We start from the raw sequence: 18,083 nt of genomic DNA on the forward strand, positions 1-18,083 counted from the left end.
TGTCGCCGAGCATTGTAGGGCAGCCGGGTAGGGGCATGCAGATGCGCGTCGTTTGACGGTGCGCTGCACGAACTTCTACCATTCGCACGAGGAGGAATGATCATGGACCGTCTGACGGCGATGGAGACGTTCGTTTGCGTAGTGGAGTCGGGGTCTTTCTCGGCGGCGGCACGGTTGCTCAATGTAGGGCAGCCTGCCGTTTCGAAATCGATTGCGTTGCTGGAAGAGCGGCTCGCCGTTCGGCTGCTGCTGCGCTCCACGCGCGGCCTGACGCCCACCGAGGCGGGCCTCGCTTTCTACGAGCGCGCAAAGCGCGCGATCGAAGAAACGGACGAAGCCGAGCTCGCCGCGCGCGGCGCGGGCGCCAGTCTGTCGGGCCGGTTGCGCGTTTGCGCGGCCGTCACGTTCGCGAGACTGCACATCGTGCCCGCAATGGGCCGCTTTCTCGACCAGTACCCGGATCTCACGCTCGACATCGTGCTCGACGACCGCAATGTCGATTTGCTCGAAGAGGGCGTCGACGTCGCGCTGCGCATGGGCAAGCTCGATGATTCGGGCATGACCGCGCGCAAACTGAGCGAGGCGCGCCGGCTCGTCGTCGGGACCCCGGCGTACTTCGAAAAGGCCGGCGTGCCGGCTACGCCGGCGGAACTCGCGACGCACCAGGCCATCGTCTATGGCCAGCGCTACGGCGGCACGGCGTGGACGTTCCGGCGCGAAAGCTCGGAAGTGTCGGTCGCGGTATCGGGGCGCATGACGGTGAGCGCCGCCGAAGGCGTGCGCGAGGCGGTGCTGGCCGATCTCGGCGTCGCGGTGGCGTCCGAATGGATGTTTGCCGACGAGCTGAAGAGCGGCAAGGTCTGCGCCGTGCTCAAGGATTGGGCCCTGCCGCCGATCGAACTCTGGGCGGTGTTTCCGGCCGGCCGCATGGTTAGCGCAAAGGCGCGCGCCTTTGTCGGCTTCGTCGAAGAGACGCTGATGTCGGCAAGCGCGGCGCAATCCGAATCGGCCGTTTAGTTTCCGCCATTCTTTCCAGCAATAAGTGTTATGCGCTTGGAGCACGTAGAGCGAGACGTGCCGCATGAATAGACTCGATCCCATTCCATTCGATCTATCCGGAAGGTTTCGACATGCGTGTTCTGGTGACCAGCGCCTCCGGCGCCAATGGCGACGGCTACGGCGCGCTTTTTTCGTTCGGACTCGATGGCGCCCCGCTCGGCCGGTTCAGCGATGACCCGCGTATCGCCGATCCGCGCGGCTTGAGCGTCAGCCCCGATCGACAGCATCTCTATGTGAACAGCGGCAGCGACCGCGTGCTGGCGCTTGATGCGCGAGGCATCGTCACGCGCGACACCGGCCTCGTTCCCGGGCTCAATGCCGGCGGCGGCATTTTTGGGGCCGATGGTCGTTACTACGTCGGATTGCGCAGCGCACGCAGCATCGCGGCGTTTTCTCCCGCGCTTGACGGTCCCGCAAAGGCGGTCTTGCCGAGCGGCGTCGTGCCGTTTCCTCGCGGATTTGCGTTCGATGCGGATGGAAGGCTCTTTCTTGCCTCCGGCATCGGGCCGGGCGGCGAGGGAGAAAACACCATCGCGGTGTTCGACGCGCACGGCGAGTTGCTGAGCCCCCGCTTCATCTCCGACGATGAAGCCAGCCCGCTCGACCTTATCGTCGCGCCGAACGGCAACGTGCTGGTGTCCAGCGAATTCCCGTTCGGCAAGGCCGACGCCGTCGCGACGATACGCGAATACGACGGCGCGACCGGCAGACGGGTCCGCGTGTTGGCTGCGGACTCGAGCACGCGTTTTCAAAGACCCAGAGGATTGCGTTTCGGTCCTGGCGGATATCTGTTCTGCGTCGCGCGCGATAACGTGCTTGCGTTCGACTTCGCAGATGGGCGATGCCTCGGTCCTATCATCGACATGCCCAAGCTCAACGGCCAGGCCATCGCGTTCTTCGCTTGACGCTCGCGCTCGATGAGATCGCGAGCGTCAAGCCGTCGACATCACATGCAGCGTCCCGGCATCGCGTGACCCTGTTCCTTCGAACGGCGCTGAAACGGTGCACAGTTGCTTGCGTGCGCAACGATCTTGTCGACGGTGGCATGCGCGGCTGCGTGGCGGACGCGGAGCGCGACGCGCGCGATCCGCTTTTCGCCCGACGGGTTGCGCGCTGCACGCAAAGCCGCGAACCAGCCGACGATCGTCCAGCCGAGAAACACGTTGACGAGCGTGATCGCGAGCGCGTGGTCATGTTCGCGCGCGTCCGCTTCCATTGCCGGAATCAGATACACGATCAATCCGCCCACCAAAACGATGCTTTCAAACAGATGCAGCGTGGCATTCATGTCATTACCCCTTCTTTGAACCGGCGGTGTGGCGCTGAGTGCAGAGGCGGAGTTTCGCCGAATCTGCGTAGCGCATTGGCCGCGTAGTTGGATGAATGGCCGCTGACCGGATAGGGCAGGGCCGTGGGTAACAATTTAGGCGCTATTCCGACAATATCCATGCCGGCATTCGGAAAAGACAGTCGCGGATTCGAGAACAATGGGGCCAGTCCGCAACAGTGTGTTTCGTTTTGTGTCGATGCCGTATTCCCCGCGGGAATGATAGTTACGCGTGCGCGCCGCCTACTGTGCGGGGCCGTTTTGCAAGAACCTGAACACCGTGATGTCCGACATCGCAAAGCAAAACGACCCTCTCACGCAAGGAGCCACATCATGTCACTGCAAAACAAACTCGACGCCTTCAAAGCAGACTTCAAGGCCGGCAAAGCGCCGTTTTTCGCGCCGCCGGAAATTCACCCGGTGATGGAGCGGGCCACCGCGGAACTGATCGCATCGGGGCAGGCGGAGCGCGCGCTGCGCGCGGGCGACCAGGCGCCGGTCTTCACGCTCAACGATCCGAACGGCACGCCGGTTTCGTCGGAAGCGCTGCTCGCCAAAGGGCCGCTCGTGATCAGCTTCTACCGCGGCGTTTGGTGCCCGTATTGCAACCTGGAACTGCAGGCGCTGCAGGAGGCGCTGCCGTCGTTCGAGGCACTCGGCGCGAGCCTCGTCGCGATCTCGCCGCAGAACGCGGTGAACAGCCGCAAGTCGGTGCGCACGAACCAACTGGGCTTTCCGATCCTGAGCGATACGCACAACGATGTCGCCGCCGCGTTCGGCCTGCGCTTCGCGCTGCCCGACTATCTGGTCGAGCTCTACAAGCAATTGAAGAACGATCTTCCGGCGTTCAACGGCGACCCGAACTGGACACTGCCGATGCCGGCGCGCTACGTGATCGGCCAGGACGGTACGATTCTGTATTCGGAAGTGAACCCCGACTACACGCATCGGCCGGAACCGGCGGACATGCTGCCGGCACTGCGCCGTGCCACGGCGCGCGCGGCGTGACGCGGCTCGAGGTGGGTGCGCGACGACTGCCCGCCTTTCATCGCCGTGCTCGTTCGCGAGTCGCGACCGAGCACGGCTAGCGAATCACCGTCCACGCGAGCGATAAAGAAAACGTACCGAGCACGACCGACGCGCAGCGTTGCACCTGTGCCGGGCTGACCCATTTCAGACGGCCGCGTCCGAGCTCCGCGCCGAAAGCGATCCACGCGAGGCCGATCGGAACCAGCAGGGCCGAAAAAATCGACATCGCCTCGAGATACGCCGGCCAGCTCGCGAAAGCGGCGGCCGGGAAAATCGTGCCGGCGAAGAGGATGGCCTTCGGATTGAGCAGCGTCGCGACGAACAGCGTACGCATGCCGATGGACCCTTGCGGCGACGAAGCAAACGAGACGGCCGCGTGCCACATGCGGACGGCGAGATAGGCGATATACAGACTGCTTGCGAGGCGCACGAGCATCGGCAGCCACGCGAGCGGGCTCGCCAAGTGCGCCAGGACATGCCCCCAGAGCGAAATCGACACGAGGTAGCCTGCGAGTTCGGCGCCGGTCAGGCGGGCCGCGCGCCCGATGCCTTGGCTCAGGCCGGCAGCGGCAAGCAGCGTGTTGGTGGGGCCGGGCGTGATCAGGATGACCGCGCTACCCAGCGCGAGGAGTGCCGCATTGGTGGTTGGAAGCATGGACGGGCAGAGGGACGGACTGGAGCAAGCCGTTTTTACCACAGTTGTATTTCGTGGCAACGCGCGCGTCAAAATTGTCACCGGGCCATTTTTTTTGCGGCTCGCGACAATATTCCCGATTGTGAATCGTCATCACACGCATGGAACCGCCGCACACCCCGAACCGGATGATCGAACGAGACAGCGATATCGCTGAGACCGTGTTGCGCGAGCGCACGCGGCTCGGCAATTTCATCCGTCGGCGCGTGCGCGATCCTGGCGAGGCGGAAGACATCTTGCAGGATGTCTTTTATGAGTTCGTGCAGGCGTACCGGCTTCCGGAGCCGATCGAACAAGCCGGCGCGTGGCTGTTCCGCGCGGCGCGCAACCGCATCGTCGACCGCTTTCGAAAGAAGAAAGAGCAGCCCTTGCCCGAGCCGGCCCACGACGACGACGGCGAATACCGGCTCGATCTCGCACTGCCCGCTACCGATGCGGGCCCCGAAGCGGCCTACGCGAGATCGGTGCTTTTGGAAGCGCTGCAGGCGGCGCTCGACGAATTGCCTGCGAATCAGCGCGACGTCTTCGTCGCGCACGAACTCGAAGGGCGCAGCTTCAAAGATTTGGCGGCCGAAAGCGGCCTGAGCGTGAACACGCTGCTCGCGCGCAAGCGCTATGCGGTACTGCATCTGCGCGCACGCCTGCAGTCGGTCTATGACGATTTGGAAATCTGAAGGAGTCGATGGATGAAATTCAAAGCGAGACATTTTGGCAAAGTGCTGTTGGTCCTGGCTGGCATTGCCGTGCTGGGCGTCGTGGTGATGCTGTTGTGGAATTGGATCGTGCCGGCGGTATTCGCGGGCGGCCGGGCGATCGGCTATTGGCAGGCGCTGGGTCTGCTGGTCCTGAGCCGGATACTGTTCGGCGGATTTCGCGGACATGGCGGCTGGGGCGGACACCGGCACTGGCGACGCTGGGAACGGATGACGCCGGAAGAGCGCGAGCGCTTTTTGAAAGACGCGTCGTCCGTCAGCGGCAAGCGGCAGGAGGATCAGCCATGGGCCGGTTAACTAAGCCTGTGACGCCTGCATGCAAACAGGATGCAGGTGTGTTTGCCCCGGTGGTCAACCTGAATCGATGTGAAGGCAAAGGCGATTGCGCAGCGGTGTGTCCCGAGCAGGTCTTCGAGGTTCGCCGGATCGATGCTGCGGACTATGAGCAGTTCGGGCCGCTTCAGAAGCTGAAGCTGCGCGTGCATGGGATGAAGGTCGCTTATACGCCTAACGCCGATGCGTGCCGCGCGTGCGGGGTGTGTGTGACGGCGTGTCCTGAGCGGGCGATTACGTTGGCGCGGGTGTGAGGGCGCGGCGACAAGCGATTCTTGTCGCTTGACGGGTCTAGACTTCGCCGATATTGTTTCGACCCATGGCCGATTCAGAATTCATCCATCCCGGCGAGACCGTTCGGCAGAACTGTCTCGCTCGATTCCACTTGAGCGTCACCGAAGGCGCAAAGATTCTTGGCGTCAGCCGTCAGGCGTTGACGAACTTGCTGAGCGGCAAGGCGGGAATTTCGCCTGAAATGGCGCTACGGCTCGATAAAGCGTTCGGCGGCGGCGCCGAAATGTGGTTGCAGAGACAACTACTGCATGATCTCGCCAAGGCGCGCGTGCGGTTTCGCGAGCTCAATGTCGTGCCGATGGTGCCCGCTCAACAGGGGGCGTTGTTTTAAGGCGGCTTACTAAGGCCGCCTATTAAGTCCGCTTATTAAGTCCACTTAACCGGCCTATTCCCCAACCAATTCCCGATGCAAAGCCAGATACTCTTGAGCGAGCTTATGCTTCGGCTCCAGATGGATCATCGGCTTCGCATGCTGATGCGATTCGCGAATCTTCACTGATGACGACAAGCGCGAATCCAGCACCGGCAATCCCTCGCTCACCAGTTCGTCGACCAGTTGCTGCGGCAGGCTCGCGCGCGGTTGAAACTGATTGATGACGATCCCTTCGACTTCCAATGCTGCGTTATGGTCCTGCTGGATTTCTTTGACGTTATCCAGCAACGCGTACAAAGCACGGCGCGAAAAATCATCGCAGTCGAACGGAATCAGGCAGCGTTCCACCGCGATCAACGCAGAGCGCGTGTAGAAGTTCAAAGCAGGCGGCGTGTCGATATAGATCGCGTCGTAAATCTCGTCCAGCTCGTTTAACGCGTCGCGCAGCTTGTAGATCTTGTAGCGCGATTCGAGCTTGCCGTGCAGCGAGTCGAGATCGGGATGCGCCGGCATCACGTCGAGATTGTCGAACGGCGTCGGATGCACGAACGACGCGACATCGACCGGCTTAAAGCTGAACCCCAAGGCCGTTTCGAAGAACGTCGCGACATTCGGGTTCGCTTCGCTAGCGCGTGCGCCCAGCAGGTATTGGCTCGAATTGCCTTGCGCATCGAGGTCGATGACCAGCGTGCGCAGGCCCTCGACGGCGCTGATGGCCGCGAGGTTGCACACAATGGTTGATTTGCCGACACCGCCCTTCTGATTGAATACGACGCGCCGCATCTGTCCCTCTCGATATGAACGTGCTAAAGGCAGCAGCATACCTTAGCAATTGGGACGTTCGTGTGGCTAACACGGTCGCAGTGCGAAGGTCGCAAGTCATGCCGTCCGAGCGGTAATCAAAGTGGCTTCGCGCGTCGCGGCGCCAACCCGATTCGTATGAAGTGAACGCTTAGCTGAGGCTCCCGAACCCGGCTCGCCAACTGCTTGCGCGATGTCGCGTTGCGTCGCGCACGATTCACATGCGCGTTGCGCGCCCCATTAAATGCTTTGCGCTTCTCGTCCGGCTGGATTACATTGGCTTTCGCCGTCTTAGGGTCAGCGCCCTTGCGCGCACGCTTTGATTCCACAGGCCGGGGCATGACAGGGCGCATGACACCGCTTCAATATTTGAGTCGCAGTGCAAATATTGATGCCCGGCCGGGCAGTCGTTTGTTCGTTTCTTCCATCTGCAACACGCGTAGTTTTCAAGCGAAGCAAAAGGAGAATCATGAAAGCAACCGATATTTTGAAAGCGCTGGGCGTTGTCGTGTGTATTGCCGTGGCATCGAGCGCCTATGCCCAATCGAGCGACGCCATGGCGGCTTCGGGCACGATGGCCGCACCGTCGGCGAAGGCCGTCAAGCAGGCCAACCGTAAGCTGGGTCTTGCCGTGCGCAAAGCGTTGGCTCACGCACAAGGCTTCGACGTATCGAACGTCTTCGTGCGCGCGCGCGGCGGCGCGGTCACGCTGACCGGCACGGTGCCGGACAGCTCGCAGATCGGCCAAGCCGAAGAAGTGGCGAAGAGCGTGCCCGGTGTGACGTCGGTCTCGAACAAGCTCACGCTTGGCGTGCAAGGCGGCGGCGGTGGAGGCTGAGCCAAGCTGCACCTGAATGCAAGCAAAGGGGACGCTTAGCGTCCCCTTTGCATTTCCCGCCTGTCGTCGGTCACAGCGGTCGATCACGGCGATTTTGTCTGAAGAGATTCCATTCATTCCCCGCCCCCTCGACAAGAACAGTGGCCATGCCTGTGAGGCATGCCAGTCAGCCTACAAAGTCTTTTCCCTTTGGGCGAGCGATCACTAGATTAAGGCTCAAGGCGGCGATACGAAGCCGACGGCGAACCCGCCAAGGTCAGCTGCCCCATACCTTCTATCTATCTCTCTCTCGGAGAATCCGCGATCATGGCTCAACTTATCGGAAAGACAGCGCTCGTGACGGGCGCCTCACGCGGCATCGGACGCGCCACCGCACTCGCGCTCGCCAAATCCGGCGCTCAGGTGCTCGTTCACTTCAGCAGCGCGGAGCAAGCGGCCGACGCCGTCGTCGCCGAGATCCGCGCGGCCGGCGGCCATGCCGACAAAGTCGCCGCCGACCTGCGCGCAGCCGATGGCCCGCACAAGCTCGCCAAGCGCGTGAAGGAGATCGTCGGCGGGCGTCTCGACATCCTCGTCGCGAACGCCGGCATCTCGAAGGCCGCAAGCATCGAAGAGACGACCGTGCAGGATTTCGACGACCTGTTCGCCGTGAACGTGCGCGCGCCGTACTTTCTCGTGCAGCAACTGCTGCCCGTGATGTGCGAGGGCAGTAGTGTCGTGCTGCTGTCGTCGCTCGCGGCGCGCGCGTCGGTCGGCACGCTGTCGGCTTATGCCGCCACCAAGGGCGCAATCGACACGCTCGTGCGGCACTTCGCGTCCGCGCTCGGCGCGAAAGGCGTGCGCGTGAACGCGGTCGCGCCGGGCGTCGTCGAAACGGATATGTCGAGCTTCGCGAAGACCGACGCGGGCCGCGAGTACTCGCTAGGCATGCAGGCGCTCAAGCGTGTCGCGCAGCCTGACGACATCGCCGGAGCCGTCGTTTTTCTCGCTTCGGACGACGCACGCTGGATGACCGGCGACACGCTGAGCGTCGACGGCGGGTCCAAGCTCTGAGCAAAGAACGTCTGTTTGCAGGATCATGGAGCTACCTACCAGGAGTTCGACCATGTCAGACAACGACACCAAGTCGACCCGGACCGTCAGGATTCCGGGCCCGGATCATCCGATTTCGATCGAGCGCAATCCGTCGCGCGTGGTGGTCACGCTGGCGGGGAACGTGATAGCCGATACGCGCGATGCGCTGACGCTGTGCGAGGCGGCCTATCCACCTGTCTTCTATATCCCGAGAAAAGACGTGGACATGGCGCTCCTGAAGCGCAGCGCGCATGCAACCTACTGCCCGTACAAAGGCGAATGCGCGTACTACTCGATCCCGTCAGGCGGCGAGCGCTCGGTGAACGCGGTGTGGACGTACGAGCACCCGTACGAAGCGGTCGTGGCGATCAAGGATCATCTCGCGTTTTATCCGGACCGCGTCGACGCGATCGTGGAGCATGCGGATTAGAACCCCGCCGTGACGGCGCTCCAGAAGGTCGCGTCCTCGTCGCCCAAGGCCCACATCGATACACCCGCAAGGCCCAGCGTTTTCGCGAATTGGGCCTTCGCCTGCAAGCCTTGCGCGGTTTCGTACCAGACTTGATGCGCGCTGCTGTCCGACGCGGTGTAGTTGATATATGCGGAGCGGGTGGCGGCGTCCCATTGGGGCGTCGCCCCCGTCGAAGCGAGCAGCGCGGGCATCTCCTTGTAGGCGACCGAGGTGCCGCCGCCCGCAGTCAGGTTCCAGTCGTATCCATACGCGGGCAGCCCCAGCAGAATCTTGCTCGCTGGGATCTGACTTGCGGCGTACTGCAACGACTCGAGCATCCAGTCGCTGCCGGCGACGGGGCCCGGGCTCCGGCTGGGCACGTTTTCGTCGTAGGTCATGACCTGAATGATGTCTGCGCTCTGGCCGATTGCCGCGTAGTTGAAAGGCCAGGTCCACGTGTTGGTGGGATCGTCGCTCGTTTTGGCGGGCACGCTCAGCACGAGACTCGAGTGGATCGCGTGCAGTTGTGTGGCCAAGTCGGTCACGAAGCTCGTATAGGCATCGCGGTCCGCCGGGTAGATGCCTTCGAAGTCGATGTTGATGCCGGTGAGGTTCGCCGTTTTCGCGAGCGCAACGATGTTCTGGATCGTGGCGGCGCGGTGGGTGACCATGGCGCCATGCCCGATGTCGGGATCGAAGTCCGTCGCGCCGAAATTGGAAATGCTCGCGTACGACGCCTTGCCTGCCGCCGCGTCGCTCGAGAGCAGACTCGAGGGCAGCGTTCCGCTCAAGCTGCCATCGGTCGCTACAAGGATGACGTCCAAGGACACCGCGGTCACGGGCGTCGACGCACTCATCGCTGACGTCATGGACTCGGTCGTGCCGTCGTAGTAGCCGAGTACCACGTTCGCCGCCGAGGCGATGGGTTGGGTCGAAGCGGCCGGAGCCGAAGCGGCGGCGGGGGCCGACGTGCCGGTCTGTGCCGCGCTGCCGCCACCACCGCCGCAACCGAACAGCACAAGCGCGGCGCCGAGCGCGCCGATCAAGCGGACTACATTCACGAGGGACCCGTCGAATTTTTTGTATTTGGGTTTAACGGTTGGCCGTGCCAAAACTTGAATTCGCCGACGAGCGTGCAAGCGGCCGATCATCGACCGACCGCTCGCTCGCCGTCACTCATACCATCGCGGCGTGTACACCCACTCGCGCGCGTCGAGTCCGCCATGGCGCGCAAACGCCCGCGTCGTCGACGATCCGACGATCACCATCGTTCGCATGTCCACTTGCTCGGAGCGCAGCTCGCCGAGCGTCGTCGTCGTGAGCGCGGCGCCGGGGCGGCCGATGTCGCGTCCGAGCACGACCTTCGTCGCGGGCGACCGGTGTTCGCGCACGATGTCGAGCGCTTTATCCAGTTGCCATGGGCGCGCCCGCGAAATCGGGTTGTAGAACGCCATCACGAGATCGGCGATGGCCGCATGCCGCAGGCGCGTTTCGATGATCGACCACGGCTTCAGGTTGTCCGAGAGCGACAGCATGCAGAAATCGTGGCCAAGCGGCGCGCCCGCCAGCGCGGCCGTCGCCATCGCGGCGGACACGCCCGGCACGATCTCGAGCTCGACGGCGGCCCAGCGCGCGTTGCTCGAGGTTTCGAGCGCTTCGAGCACGGCCGCGGCCATCGCGAACACGCCCGGGTCGCCCGACGATACGACGACGACCGAACGTCCCGTGCTCGCGAGCTCGAACGCGTCGCGCGCACGTTGCAGCTCTTGGCGGTTGTCGGTGCAGTGAAGGCGCTGGTTGGCGCGAAACGGGCCGGCCATCTTCACGTAGGTCTCGTAGCCGAGGATGTCGGCGGCTTCGTTCAAGGCGGCGCGCGCGGCGGGCACCATCAGCGAGGCGTCGCCCGGGCCGAGGCCGATCACCGTCAGGCGGCCGCGTGCCTGGCCGATCGATTGCGGATCGATGGGGGTGTCGCGGGTCTCGCAGATGGCGAGCGCGATGTTTGGGGCCCGTGCTGAGGAGACGTCCAGCACGCGATGCGGTGTGCGCATCGCGCTGGTGAACAGCGCTCGGGCGTCGCGTCGCGTACCCGTCTCCTCGTCGTAACCGGCAAAACGGAGCGGCACGCTCAAGATTTCAGCGGCTCGTGCAAGCGCGGGCTCCGTCATGCGTTCCGCAGGCGCGAGAAGCGCGGCGAGCGAAAGCGGTGCGAGCCGATGCGCGCTCAACGCGTTGCGTACGGCTTCGACGATGCGCTCAGCTTCGTCATCTGTGAGGGCGCCGCGGCTGCCATCTTCACGCGGAGAATTCGCCATCACCGCCGCCACGACACAACGCGGATGAATCACCAGTTCATCGCTGCTGCCATCCCACACCTGCGGGCTCACGCGTATGGCGAGCCGAGCCGATGGCGTCAAAGGCAAGCGCGCGTCGTCGAGCCACGGCGCCTCGCCTTCGATGCGCGTGCTTTCCCCGGCGAGCAGGTCCGACACGAAGCGCTTGCCTTGTTCGAGGCTCGCGAGCGCGTAGCCGTCCGGCGGATTGAGCACGCACGTGCCGAAGCGCAACTCGCCGCTCGTCGTGATCGCGGGCGCGACGGCGAGCGCCTCGCCGATCTCGCGCGCCATCACGTTGACGCCGGCCAAGCCGCCCAAGAGCGGCACGACGGCGCTGCCGTCTTCGGCGACGGCCAGCACCGGCGGCTCGGCGCCCTTGTTGGCGAGCAAAGACGCGAGCGCACGAATCACGATGCCCGCCGCGCACAGCGCGACGATCGGCGTGCCGCGCGTGTAGAGGTCGCGCAGATGCGGGCCGAGTGCTTCATAAGCGATGTCGGCGCGATCGTCCCCGCCGCCGCTCGCGACGCGACCCGTCAGGCCATGCACCTGCGCGCCGGGGTAGCGCGCAGCGATGCGCCGCGCGGTGGCGAGCGCGCCGGGTCCGAGAACGACGATCGCCGGCTCGACCGCGTTTGCGGCGGCGGAATTCACCCCTGCCATTTTTCCCCCGGCACGACGAGCAGCGAGAAATACGGCGACGCCATCGGATCGACTTCGGCAAGCGGCACGATGCGCTGGTTCGCCATCGTCGCGCGCTCCACGTACAGCGCGCGGTCGGCGAGACCGAGCGCATCGAGCACGCGGCGCACCTTGTCGAAATTGCGTCCGAGCTTCATCACGACGGCGGCGTCGGCATCGGCGAGACGCCGCGTCAATTCGTCTTCGGGCAGCACGCCCGACAGCACCGACAGCGTTTGATTCCGATACACGAGCGGCGAGCCGAGCACGGCCGTGCCGCCGAGCATCGAGCAGACGCCGGGCACCACCTGCGTCTCGAAGCGCGCGGCGAGGCGGTCGTGCAGGTACATGTACGAGCCATAGAAGAACGGGTCGCCTTCGCAGATCACGGCCACGTCGCGGCCCGCATCGAGATGGCCGGCCACGACCTCGGCCGCCGTGTCGTAGAAATCGGCGATCACCGCTTCATACGAGAGCGGGGGTTCGAGCGCTTCGGTCGTCACCGGATAGACGAGCGGCAGGCGCGTTTGCGCATCGCTCAAGTGAGCTTCGATGATGCCGAAGGCGTTGCCCTTCTTGCCTTTGGCGACGAAGTACGCGACGACCGGCGCGGCTTGCAGCAAGCGCAACGCCTTCAAGGTGATGAGCTCGGGGTCGCCGGGGCCGACGCCCAGGCCGAAGAGCCGGCCCGGCTGCGCGCCCGGCTGGGTTCGATCGATGAGCGCCATTTACTCTGCCTCCGACGCCAAGGCGTTGACGGCCGCCGCGACCATCGCGCTGCCGCCGCGCCGCCCAACGACCGCCACGTAGGGCACGCCGCGGCTGTCCTCGGCGAGCATCGCCTTCGATTCCGCCGCGCCGACGAAGCCGACCGGGAACCCGAGGATCAGTGCAGGGCGCGGCGCGCCGGCGTCGAGCATGTCGAGCAGATGAAAGAGCGCGGTGGGCGCGTTGCCGATCGCGACCACGCTGCCGGCCAGATGCGGCCGCCACAATTCGAGCGCCGCGGCCGAGCGCGTGTTGCCGATCTCGTTCGCGAGCGTGGGCACCGATGCGTCGCCGAGCGTGCAGATCACGTCGTTGCCGGCAGGCAGGCGCGCGCGCGTGATGCCCTCGGCGACCATGCGCGCGTCGCACAGGATCGGCGCGCCGTTCGCGAGCGCGCGGCGGCCGGCATCGCCGGCGCCTTCGGAAAAGCGCAACGCGTCGACGATATCGACCATCCCGCACGCATGGATCACGCGCACGGCGAGCTTCTCGAGGTCGGGGGGAATGCGCGCGAGGTCGGCCTCCGCGCGAATCGTCGCGAAGGATTGGCGATAGATCTCCTGACCGTCGCGGATGTAGTCAAGCATCAATGGGGCTCCAGGGCTGCCGGCTCAAATGGGCGGCGGCCTCGTCGATGGTCATGTGGCGCGCGACGCAACAGCCGAAGCCGGATTGCAACGGCAGAGCATCGCGCTGGTAGAGGTCGTAGCGGCCCGGCGCCACGGCGAGCAAGGTATGCGGCGCGCAGTGCGCGGCGGCGCAAGAGCGTGGGCAGCCGCTCAGATGAACGTCGACGCCTGCGGGCAGACGTAACGCGAGCTGCATGGCGTCGGCCTTCGTGTCGGCGAGGCCCTTCGCGCAGCCGGTCGAGCCTGTGCAGGCGATGAGGCGCGTCAGCGGATCGCCGGAGCGGCATGCAAGACCGAGTGCGCTCAGCGCATCGATTGCGGCCGTTACGTGGCGGCTCGGCACGTCGGGCAGCAGCACGCTTTGCCACGGCGTCATGCGCAGCGTCGCATTGCCGAGTTCTCGCGCGAGGGCGGCGAGGCCGCGCAGCGAGGCCGCATTCAAGCGGCCGAGCGGCGCTTGGCCGCCCACGTGATAGAGGTCGTCCGTGCGTTGTCGATGCGCGCCGAGTCGCAGGGAGGCGTCGGCGGGCGCGCGGCGCCATGCGCGGATGGACTCGTGGCACACGAGCGGGAAATCGATGCGTGATTCGACGTGCCGCATCAATTCATCGACGGAGCGAACGCCGAGCAGATCGCGCATGCGCGTCATGTCCGGCTCGGCGAGATCGAGGAACGTGTGCAACAGCGCAGCGACCAGCATACCGGCGTGTTGCGGCTCGACCGCTGCGAGGGTGGCGCGAGTCACGTCACAACTCGCGGCGCCGTCGCCTGCAACCGGCGGGCAGCCCGCGAGGCCGAACGCGAACAGCGGCGCTTCGGCGTGTGCCGAGGGCATCGCTGCGAGCCAGATATCGTGCGGATGGTCGAGCATCGCGAGGCGCTCGCCGCCGTCGAGCAGCAGCGCGAATTTCGCGGACAGCGCGTGCAGGCGCGTGTCGGTCCGCAGCCGTTCGAGGATGTCGTGCGCGAGAGGGGTCGTGTCGATCGACGCCTGCGGATCGCGTCCGGCCGCCGGGCTGACCATGACGTTGCGGACGTCGTCGGCCGCGAGGCTCGTGGCCGATTGTGACGATTGCGCGGTTTGATCCGTCGATCCGGAAGCGTCCGATCGACCATCGGGCCCGAGGCCGGCGTCGATCAGCGCTTGCGTCAGCGCGCTTTCGTCGCCCGAGCGCACGCCGCGCAATTGCAGATTCGCCCGATTGGTGACGTCGACGACGCCCGAGGCGTAACGCCCGGCGGCGTCCGCAAGCGCACAAGCCTGCTCGGCGCTCAACTCGCCGCACGGCAGCTTGATCCGGCAAATTCCGCCATCGAGCGCGGCGACGATGCGCGCGAGCCCGGGGCAGGCGGTGGGGCGCGGCGCTGTGGACGTCGTGACGGCAGGCATGGATCGATTCAAGAGGCGGCGCGGACTTGCTGCATTCGGTTGCGGGAGCGGCCACGGTTGCGCTGGGTTCCCTCTACGCGCCCGCAAAGGGCACAAAAGGGCACCGGCGAACGCTGTATTATGCCTTCTTTCCCCTTGGACAAATCCGCTGCGGCCCTCTCCAGGCTTGCCGCAGCCGAATTTATCGCGATCGAAAGAAAGGATGGGCAGATGCCGGCGTGGCTGACCGTGGTAGGGATGGGAGATGACGGTTTTGCCGGATTGGGGCGGGCGGCGCGGCGCGCGCTCGTCGAAGCGTCGGTGGTGTTCGGCGGCGAGCGGCATCTCGCGATGCTGCCCGCGCGTCTTGCCGCGCGGCGCGAAGCGTGGCCGCGTCCGTTCGATCTCTCGCGTGTCCTCGACCATCGCCATGCGCCCGTATGCGTGCTCGCGAGCGGCGATCCGATGCTGTTCGGCGTCGCCGCGACGCTCGCTCGCCAGTTGCCCGCCGGAGAAATGCGCGTGCTGCCCGCGCCGTCGTCGCTGTCGCTTGCGGCGGCGCGTCTTGGCTGGCCGCTGCAGGACGTGGCGACGATCTCGCTGGTCGGCAGGCCGCTAGCCGCGTTGAATGCGCACCTGAGGCACGGCGCGCGCGTGTTCGTCTTGAGCGCCGACGGCGAGACGCCCGGCGCCATCGCGGAGCTGGCCGCCGCGCGCGGCTTCGGGCCGAGCCGCATGATCGTGCTGGAACACCTGGGTGGCGCGCAGGAGCGTATCGCTGAAGCGCGCGCCGATGAATGGCGCGATCGCTTGAGGCTTGCCGAGGCGGGATCGATTGCCGCGTTGAACATCGTCGCCCTGGAGTGCCGCGCCGCGACGGGCGCGTTGAACCTGCCGTTGACACCGGGCCTGCCCGATGACGCCTACCTTCACGACGGCCAATTGACCAAGCGTGACATCCGCGCTATCACGCTCGCGCGCTTGGCGCCCCGTCCCGGCGAATTGCTGTGGGACGTCGGCGCGGGCTGCGGCTCGATCGGCATCGAATGGATGCGCTCACACCCTTCGTGCCGCGCCGTCGCGATCGAAGCGAACGCCGAGCGGCGGCGTTTCATCGAACGCAATCGCGATGCGCTCGGCGTTCCCGCTTTGCAACTCGTCGCGGGACGCGCGCCGGAGGCGCTCGACGGCCTGCCCGCGCCCGACGCGGTTTTCGTCGGCGGCGGCGTGACCGTGCCCGGCGTGCTCGATCTCTGCTGGCAGCGTCTCGCGAGCGGCGGCCGTCTCGTCGCGAATGCGGTCACGCTGCAAGGCGAAGCGGTGCTCGTGCAGTGGCGCGAGCAGCACGGCGGCACGCTCACCCGGCTCGCTGTTGCCGAGGCTCAACCGCTCGGCGGCTTCGAAACGTGGCGGCCGGCGCTGCCGATCACGCTCCTCGAGATCGCCAAGCCGCGCGACGAAACGTGATGCGCGACGAGACCCCCGAACAACCCGCGCCGCTCAGGAGCGGCTACACGACAGGCAGCTGCGCGACGGCGACGTCGCTTGCCGCCGCGCGCCTGCTGCTGGCCGGCATCGCGAGCGACGTCGCCGAAATCGTGCTGCCCAAGGGCCAGCACGTGCCGATGCCGCTGACCTTCTGCCGGCTGATCGACGAGGCTGCGGGTGCGGCGGGCGGCGCCGAGGCCGGCACGATCAAGGATGCCGGCGACGACCCCGACGTCACGCACGGCGCGGTCGTATTCGCGCGCGTGCGTCTGTCGCAGGAACCTGGCGTGCGTTTTCACGCGGGGCCCGGCGTCGGCACGGTCACGCGCGCGGGGCTGACGCTTGCCGTCGGCGAACCCGCGATCAACCCCGTGCCGCGCAAGATGATGACCGACCACCTCACCGGACTCGCGGCCGAGCACGGCTATGCGGGCGGCTTCGAGGTGACGATCGGCATCGAGGGCGGCGAGGCGCTCGCGTTGAAGACGATGAATCCGCGGCTCGGGATCGTCGGGGGCTTGTCGATCCTCGGCACGACCGGCATCGTGCGGCCGTTTTCGTGCTCGGCCTATATCGCGTCGATCCATCAAGGCATCGACGTGGCGCGCGCGAACGGCTATCGGCACATCGCGGCTTGCACGGGCAACGCGAGCGAAGACGCGATGCGCGCGCACTACGGCCTGCCCGATATCGCGCTGATCGAGATGGGCGACTTCGCCGGCGCGGTGCTCAAGCACGTGCGCCGCGCGCCCGTCGACAAGCTCAGCATGTGCGGCGGCTTCGGCAAGCTGAGCAAGCTCGCGGCGGGACACCTCGATTTGCACAGCGGTCATTCGAGCATCGACTTGGCTCAGCTTGCCGCATGGGCGGCGGAGCATGGCGCGGGCGCAGCATTGCAAGAAGCGATTCGCGCGGCCAACACGAGCCAGCAAGCGCTGGTGCTCGCGCGGCAGGAAGGCGTACCGCTTGGCGACGTCGTGTGCGAGCACGCGTTGCGCGTCGCGCGCGAGATCGTGCCGCCGGAAGTCGCCGTCGAGATGTTCGCGATCGATCGCCAGGGCCACATCGTCGGAGTCGCGCGATGACGGCGGCGCGCATCCTGCTGCTCGGCGGCACCGGCGACGCGTTGAAGATCGCGCGGCAGCTTTCGCGCGAACACGTCTATAGCCTCGCCGGGCTCGGCAAGGTGCCTCACGATCTGGCATGCGCGGTCCGCGTGGGCGGGTTCGGCGGTGCGCAAGGGCTCGCGCGCTATGTGCGCGACGAAGGCATCGGGCTCGTGGTTGACGCCACGCATCCCTACGCGGCGCAAATCAGCGCGAACGCGGTGGCCGCGAGCCGTTCGGCCGGCGTGCCGTGCTGGGCCGTGCGTCGTGCTGCGTGGGAACCGCAAGCCGGCGACGACTGGCGCACGGTCGCCGATTGGGACGGCATCGTTGACGCACTCACGCCGTTCGCGCGCCCGCTCTTCACGCTCGGCCGCGAACCGCTCGCGCATCTCGACGAGATTCCCGTGCATCAATTCTGGACCGTGCGCTGCCTCGACGCACATCCGGGCAACGCGCGCTCGCGCGTGATCGACGCGCGCGGGCCGTTCACCGAAGCGGGCGAGCGCACGCTAGTCGATGCGCAAGCGATCGACGTCATCGTCAGCAAGAACAGCGGCGGCGGCGCGACCGAAGCGAAGCTCGCCGTCGCGCGCGAGCGGGGGCTGCCGGTCGTGATGCTGCGGCGTCCGCCGCTGCCCGCCGCCGATCGCGAATTCGACAGTCCCGAGAGCGTGTTGGCCGCGATCGAGGCGTTGCTGCGATGACGCAGACGTTGGC

21 protein-coding genes are annotated in these 18,083 nt (G+C 65.8%); 13 read left to right on the top strand and 8 right to left on the bottom strand.

The genetic code is table 11. The annotated features are described in order from the left end of the window. Positions 1-102 precede the first annotated feature (102 nt). Both FAZ95_RS24565 and FAZ95_RS24570 read left to right on the top strand, forming a co-directional pair. Positions 103-1,017 (top strand): LysR family transcriptional regulator, encoded by a 915-nt coding sequence (locus tag FAZ95_RS24565; protein WP_137335129.1) that lies wholly within the window; start codon positions 103-105, stop codon positions 1,015-1,017. A 113-nt stretch (positions 1,018-1,130) separates the two neighbouring features. Next, the gene (locus tag FAZ95_RS24570; protein WP_137335130.1) at positions 1,131-1,964 is read left to right on the top strand and encodes an NHL repeat-containing protein; all 834 of its coding nucleotides are present in this window, start codon (positions 1,131-1,133) and stop codon (positions 1,962-1,964) included. Between the two features lie 41 nt (positions 1,965-2,005). Here the strand turns inward: FAZ95_RS24570 and FAZ95_RS24575 are convergent, their stop codons facing one another. Continuing rightward, positions 2,006-2,347 (bottom strand): superinfection immunity protein, encoded by a 342-nt coding sequence (locus FAZ95_RS24575; protein WP_137335131.1) that lies wholly within the window; start codon positions 2,345-2,347, stop codon positions 2,006-2,008. A 372-nt stretch (positions 2,348-2,719) separates the two neighbouring features. Here FAZ95_RS24575 and FAZ95_RS24580 point away from each other — a divergent pair, with 372 nt between their 5' ends. Next, complete coding sequence (locus FAZ95_RS24580; protein ID WP_137335132.1) at positions 2,720-3,394, top strand: peroxiredoxin-like family protein; 675 nt, start codon at positions 2,720-2,722, stop codon at positions 3,392-3,394. 76 nt (positions 3,395-3,470) lie between these two features. Here FAZ95_RS24580 and FAZ95_RS24585 read toward each other — a convergent pair whose 3' ends face one another. Further along, positions 3,471-4,070 carry a LysE family translocator gene (locus FAZ95_RS24585; protein ID WP_137335133.1) on the bottom strand — a complete coding sequence of 200 codons (600 nt, stop codon included), beginning with the start codon at positions 4,068-4,070 and terminating at the stop codon, positions 3,471-3,473. A 140-nt stretch (positions 4,071-4,210) separates the two neighbouring features. Between FAZ95_RS24585 and FAZ95_RS24590 the strand changes: the two genes are divergently transcribed. The 4 genes from FAZ95_RS24590 to FAZ95_RS24605 all read left to right on the top strand — a co-directional run bounded on the left by FAZ95_RS24590 (position 4,211) and on the right by FAZ95_RS24605 (position 5,780). Next, a complete protein-coding gene (locus FAZ95_RS24590) occupies positions 4,211-4,783 on the top strand; it encodes an RNA polymerase sigma factor (protein ID WP_175425744.1) in 573 nt (190 codons plus the stop codon). Positions 4,784-4,795: 12 nt separating this feature from the next. Beyond that, entirely contained in the window at positions 4,796-5,119 is a 324-nt protein-coding gene (locus FAZ95_RS24595) for a hypothetical protein (RefSeq protein ID WP_137335134.1), read from the top strand. Then, positions 5,107-5,409, top strand: coding sequence for a 4Fe-4S dicluster domain-containing protein (locus FAZ95_RS24600; protein ID WP_137335135.1), 303 nt, complete (start codon positions 5,107-5,109; stop codon positions 5,407-5,409). Before FAZ95_RS24595 ends, FAZ95_RS24600 begins: the two co-directional genes overlap by 13 nt. Positions 5,410-5,474: 65 nt before the next feature. Beyond that, positions 5,475-5,780 carry a HigA family addiction module antitoxin gene (locus FAZ95_RS24605; RefSeq protein ID WP_137335136.1) on the top strand — a complete coding sequence of 102 codons (306 nt, stop codon included), beginning with the start codon at positions 5,475-5,477 and terminating at the stop codon, positions 5,778-5,780. A gap of 54 nt (positions 5,781-5,834) precedes the next feature. Here FAZ95_RS24605 and FAZ95_RS24610 read toward each other — a convergent pair whose 3' ends face one another. Beyond that, positions 5,835-6,605: a ParA family protein gene (locus FAZ95_RS24610; protein WP_137335137.1), complete on the bottom strand. Its 771-nt coding sequence runs from the start codon at positions 6,603-6,605 to the stop codon at positions 5,835-5,837. 487 nt (positions 6,606-7,092) lie between these two features. Here FAZ95_RS24610 and FAZ95_RS24615 point away from each other — a divergent pair, with 487 nt between their 5' ends. The 3 genes from FAZ95_RS24615 (at position 7,093) to FAZ95_RS24625 (ending at position 8,965) form a co-directional block, all read left to right on the top strand. Beyond that, positions 7,093-7,461: a BON domain-containing protein gene (locus FAZ95_RS24615; RefSeq protein ID WP_137335138.1), complete on the top strand. Its 369-nt coding sequence runs from the start codon at positions 7,093-7,095 to the stop codon at positions 7,459-7,461. 306 nt (positions 7,462-7,767) lie between these two features. Continuing rightward, complete coding sequence (locus tag FAZ95_RS24620; protein WP_137335139.1) at positions 7,768-8,514, top strand: SDR family NAD(P)-dependent oxidoreductase; 747 nt, start codon at positions 7,768-7,770, stop codon at positions 8,512-8,514. 52 nt (positions 8,515-8,566) lie between these two features. Next, a complete protein-coding gene (locus FAZ95_RS24625) occupies positions 8,567-8,965 on the top strand; it encodes a DUF427 domain-containing protein (RefSeq protein ID WP_137335140.1) in 399 nt (132 codons plus the stop codon). Here FAZ95_RS24625 and FAZ95_RS24630 read toward each other — a convergent pair. The 5 genes from FAZ95_RS24630 to cobG form a co-directional block, all read right to left on the bottom strand. Continuing rightward, positions 8,962-10,047: a glycosyl hydrolase family 18 protein gene (locus FAZ95_RS24630; RefSeq protein ID WP_175425745.1), complete on the bottom strand. Its 1,086-nt coding sequence runs from the start codon at positions 10,045-10,047 to the stop codon at positions 8,962-8,964. The two genes, FAZ95_RS24625 and FAZ95_RS24630, sit on opposite strands and share 4 nt — an antisense overlap. Positions 10,048-10,158: 111 nt before the next feature. Further along, the gene (gene cobJ / locus FAZ95_RS24635; protein WP_137335142.1) at positions 10,159-11,985 is read right to left on the bottom strand and encodes a precorrin-3B C(17)-methyltransferase; all 1,827 of its coding nucleotides are present in this window, start codon (positions 11,983-11,985) and stop codon (positions 10,159-10,161) included. Then, positions 11,973-12,731: a precorrin-2 C(20)-methyltransferase gene (locus FAZ95_RS24640; RefSeq protein WP_137335143.1), complete on the bottom strand. Its 759-nt coding sequence runs from the start codon at positions 12,729-12,731 to the stop codon at positions 11,973-11,975. The genes cobJ and FAZ95_RS24640 overlap by 13 nt, the downstream gene beginning before the upstream one ends. After that, the gene (locus tag FAZ95_RS24645) at positions 12,732-13,358 is read right to left on the bottom strand and encodes a precorrin-8X methylmutase (RefSeq protein WP_137335144.1); all 627 of its coding nucleotides are present in this window, start codon (positions 13,356-13,358) and stop codon (positions 12,732-12,734) included. Further along, on the bottom strand, positions 13,351-14,802 hold the full coding sequence (gene cobG, locus FAZ95_RS24650; RefSeq protein ID WP_437437780.1) for a precorrin-3B synthase: 1,452 nt from the start codon (positions 14,800-14,802) through the stop codon (positions 13,351-13,353). Before cobG ends, FAZ95_RS24645 begins: the two co-directional genes overlap by 8 nt. Positions 14,803-15,000: 198 nt before the next feature. On the opposite strand from cobG, the gene cbiE reads away from it, so the two are divergent. The 3 genes from cbiE to FAZ95_RS24665 are packed head-to-tail and all read left to right on the top strand — an operon-like array spanning position 15,001 to position 18,070. Next, the gene (gene cbiE, locus FAZ95_RS24655; RefSeq protein ID WP_137335146.1) at positions 15,001-16,236 is read left to right on the top strand and encodes a precorrin-6y C5,15-methyltransferase (decarboxylating) subunit CbiE; all 1,236 of its coding nucleotides are present in this window, start codon (positions 15,001-15,003) and stop codon (positions 16,234-16,236) included. Next, positions 16,236-17,342 carry a cobalt-precorrin-5B (C(1))-methyltransferase gene (locus tag FAZ95_RS24660; RefSeq protein WP_137335147.1) on the top strand — a complete coding sequence of 369 codons (1,107 nt, stop codon included), beginning with the start codon at positions 16,236-16,238 and terminating at the stop codon, positions 17,340-17,342. Before cbiE ends, FAZ95_RS24660 begins: the two co-directional genes overlap by 1 nt. Then, positions 17,339-18,070: a cobalt-precorrin-6A reductase gene (locus FAZ95_RS24665; protein ID WP_137335148.1), complete on the top strand. Its 732-nt coding sequence runs from the start codon at positions 17,339-17,341 to the stop codon at positions 18,068-18,070. The genes FAZ95_RS24660 and FAZ95_RS24665 overlap by 4 nt, the downstream gene beginning before the upstream one ends. Positions 18,071-18,083 lie beyond the last annotated feature (13 nt).

Origin of the sequence: Trinickia violacea, from assembly GCF_005280735.1 — a bacterium.
In the GTDB taxonomy this organism is placed as follows: domain Bacteria; phylum Pseudomonadota; class Gammaproteobacteria; order Burkholderiales; family Burkholderiaceae; genus Trinickia_A; species Trinickia_A violacea.